3 protein-coding genes are annotated in these 2,995 nt (G+C 72.7%); 2 read left to right on the top strand and 1 reads right to left on the bottom strand.

Features of this window, described 5'->3' with window-relative positions; all coding sequences use genetic code 11:
• Nucleotides 1-250: 250 nt before the first annotated feature.
• Together ACWGIG_RS38230 and ACWGIG_RS38225 are read left to right on the top strand one after the other, a co-directional pair.
• The gene (locus tag ACWGIG_RS38230) at nucleotides 251-667 is read left to right on the top strand and encodes a hypothetical protein (protein ID WP_453326332.1); all 417 of its coding nucleotides are present in this window, start codon (nucleotides 251-253) and stop codon (nucleotides 665-667) included.
• 102 nt (nucleotides 668-769) lie between these two features.
• Nucleotides 770-1,504: a nucleotidyltransferase family protein gene (locus ACWGIG_RS38225; RefSeq protein WP_453326331.1), complete on the top strand. Its 735-nt coding sequence runs from the start codon at nucleotides 770-772 to the stop codon at nucleotides 1,502-1,504.
• An 85-nt stretch (nucleotides 1,505-1,589) separates the two neighbouring features.
• Here the strand turns inward: ACWGIG_RS38225 and ACWGIG_RS38220 are convergent.
• The coding region (locus tag ACWGIG_RS38220; protein ID WP_453326330.1) for a DoxX family membrane protein at nucleotides 1,590-2,995 on the bottom strand (1,406 nt) is incomplete at its 5' end.

Below are 2,995 nucleotides of genomic sequence, written 5' to 3'. Positions count from 1 at the left end.
GCACTTCGGTGCGGGGCCCCTCCTGCGTGGCAGCACACACGGGACGCACACGCGGCACACACGCGACCCCGTCCGCCGCATCCAGGTGCGCAGCCCGCAGTGTTTACGTACGGCTGTCGACAAATACCCCGGCACAGTGGGCATTTCGATACCTGTACGTCAACACCACATTCGAAAAAGGAGATCGAACCGTCCCCCATGAGGGTGACTGAATGTCGCCAAATCGTCACCGGCCGCTACGCTCACTCGCGTGACCCACACAGCCCGCCGCATCGGCCGAACTCTCGCCCTCGTACTGCCCGTCGTCCTGGTGCTCTCCGGGACCCTCGCCGTCACCCGCGTCCCGTGGGTGGCCGGCACCCCCGAGTCCCAGATCCTGACCGCGTCCGCCGAGGACGTCTCCACCAAGGCCAAGTCCCGTGCCCCGCAGGATATTCTGCGCGACCGCCTCCTGGTGGAACTTCAGGAAAAGGACCCCGGAGTCGCGCTCACGCACCTCCAGCGCGAGGTCGAGCGCCGTCCGTCGCTCGCCAGGCACTGCATGTCGATCGCCCGCGCCCTCGGCCGCGCCGCCGTCACGCACTACGGTCCCACGCGCGCGCAGTCGTTCTCGCGGCCCGTCTGCGACACGTCCTTCGCGTCCGGCGTCGCGCACTTCCACGACTGATCCGCCGCGAGCGACCGACGGACACGACCGAGCCCTCACCGACAGCGCTGACGATCCTGCCCCTCACCGGCGGCGCGCCCCGCGCCGCATATCGTCCCCTGCATGACCCCCACCCCGACAGCCACGCCCACGCAGGCCGTCGTCCTGGCCGGCGGCCAGGGCTCGCGACTGCGTCCTTACACCGACGACCGCCCCAAGCCGATGGTCGAGATTCCCGGAACCGGGACTCCGATCATCGGCCATCAGCTTTCCTGGCTGGCCGCCGAGGGCGTCACTGACGCGGTCGTCTCCTGCGGCCACCTCGCCGAAGTCCTCCAGGACTGGCTGAGCGGGAACGCCGGCCGACTCCCCCTGCGCGTCACGACAGTCGTCGAGACGGAGCCCCTGGGACGCGGCGGCGGTCTCAAGTACGCCGCCCAGCGCCTGCCGCACCCCGAACAGCCCTGGTACGCCACCAACGGCGACATCTGGACCCGGTTCTCGCTGCGCGAGATGGCCGCCTTCCACGCCGAGCGCGACGCGACCGCGACCCTCGCCCTGGCCCGCCCCCGCATCCCGTGGGGCGCCGTCGAGACGGACGCGTTCGGCCACATCACCGACTTCATCGAGTCGCCGCCGTCCCCGTACCTCATCAACGCGGGCGTGTACGTCTTCTCCCCTGCCTTCGCGGCCCTCCTGCCGGACCTGGGCGACCACGAGCGCACGACGTTCCCCGGCCTCGCCCGCTCGCGCCGCCTGGCCGGCTTCCCGCTGCCGCAGGGCGCGTACTGGCGGGCCATCGACACCGCCAAGGACCTCACCGAGGCCGCCAAGGAGCTCGCCGCACACGGGAGTTGACCAGGCCCCCTCGTACGCCCGCCTGCCGCACGCGGAAGTGCCCGGCACCGATGCCACGGTGCCGGGCCCTTCCCTTCGTAGGCTTCTAGCCGAGCAGTCCGCCGATCACCTTGTCGCTGCCGCCCGAGCTGCCCGAGCCGCCCGTCCCGCCCGAGTCGCCGCCGCCAGGACCGGATCCCGCGGGGTCCGAACCGCCGCTGCTGCTCCCGTCGTTGCCGCCGGTCGTGCCGCCGCTGGACGTCGGTCCCGCGGTGGCCGTGGGGCCCGCCGTGCTCGTGGCAGGACCGGTGTCCCGGGTGGGGGTGCGGCCGGTGGAGCCACGGGTCCGGCTGGGGCCCGCGGTGGCGCCCGACGTCACGGAGGAGCGCGGGCTGCCGGTGGGGCTGGGCCGCGTCGACGGGGTGACGGAGCCGCTGGCCGAGGGCTTCGGGGTACGCCGCTCCGGGCCCTGCGTGGTGCGCTTGGCGCCGGTCTCCTTGGGGAGCGGCTGCCCGGGCAGGTGGTTGGACGGGTCGTCGCCGGGGCCCGGTACGACGACCTCGGCCGAGCGGACCGCCCCGCCGAGCACCGAGCCGACCAGCAGCGTCAGCCCGACGACCAGGGCGACCATCAGGAAGCCGCGCCGCAGCACCCGCCGCCGCAGCTCCCACACCTCGCTGCGCGGGCCCAGCCTGCGCCAGGCCTCGCCCGCGAGCCGGGAGTCCATCGAGTACACCGGCGCACCGGCGATGATCAGCGGCGACCAGGCGGCGAGGTAGATGATGTCCGGCGCGTCGTACGCCGGGACGCTCTTCCAGCTCACGGTCAGCAGCAGCGCCGCCGACAGCAGCGTCCCGATGACTCCCGCGACCCGCTGCCACAGCCCGAGCACCGTCAGCACGCCCACGATGACCTGGAGGAACGCCACGCTGAGCCCGGCACCCACCGGGTGCTGGAGCGCGAAGTCCCGCAGCGGCTCGGCAAGTCCCCACGGATGGAGGGAGTTGAGCCACTTGGCCATGGAGCCGCGCTCGCCGCCGTCGAAGAAGACGGGGTCGCAGAGCTTGCCCATGCCCGCGTAGATGGAGATGAAGCCGAGGAAGACGCGGAGCGGCAGCAGCACCACTCCGAGGTTCATCCGACGGTCCGGGTAGAAGGTCTGCCTGGCGCGCCCGCCGGACCTCCCCCTGCCAGCCTGACTGTCCGTCAATTCCTCGTCGTCGTACGGTGGTTCGTCGCTCTCGTACGTGTCGTACGCGCCCTCCGCCTGCCGCATCCTGGGCAGCATCCGGGTGTGCGGCTCGCCGTCCTGCCCGCCGCCGACCACCGGGGTCTGCATGGTGTCGCCGGGGGCGGCGGAGCCGTCGATGCGCGGGATGAGCTGGGTCGCTCCCGCATCGAGGTCGTCGAGTCCTTCGAGGCCGCCGGGGCGGGGGGCGGTGGTGGTCGAGTTGCGTACGGCCTGGAGCAGTCCGCCCGCACCGGGGTCGCCCGGCTCGGACCTCCCCGACC

This window comes from Streptomyces sp. NPDC054863 (assembly GCF_053610825.1).
The sequence above is the reverse complement of the archived record's forward strand: the minus strand, read 5'-3'. Positions and strand labels throughout refer to the sequence as shown.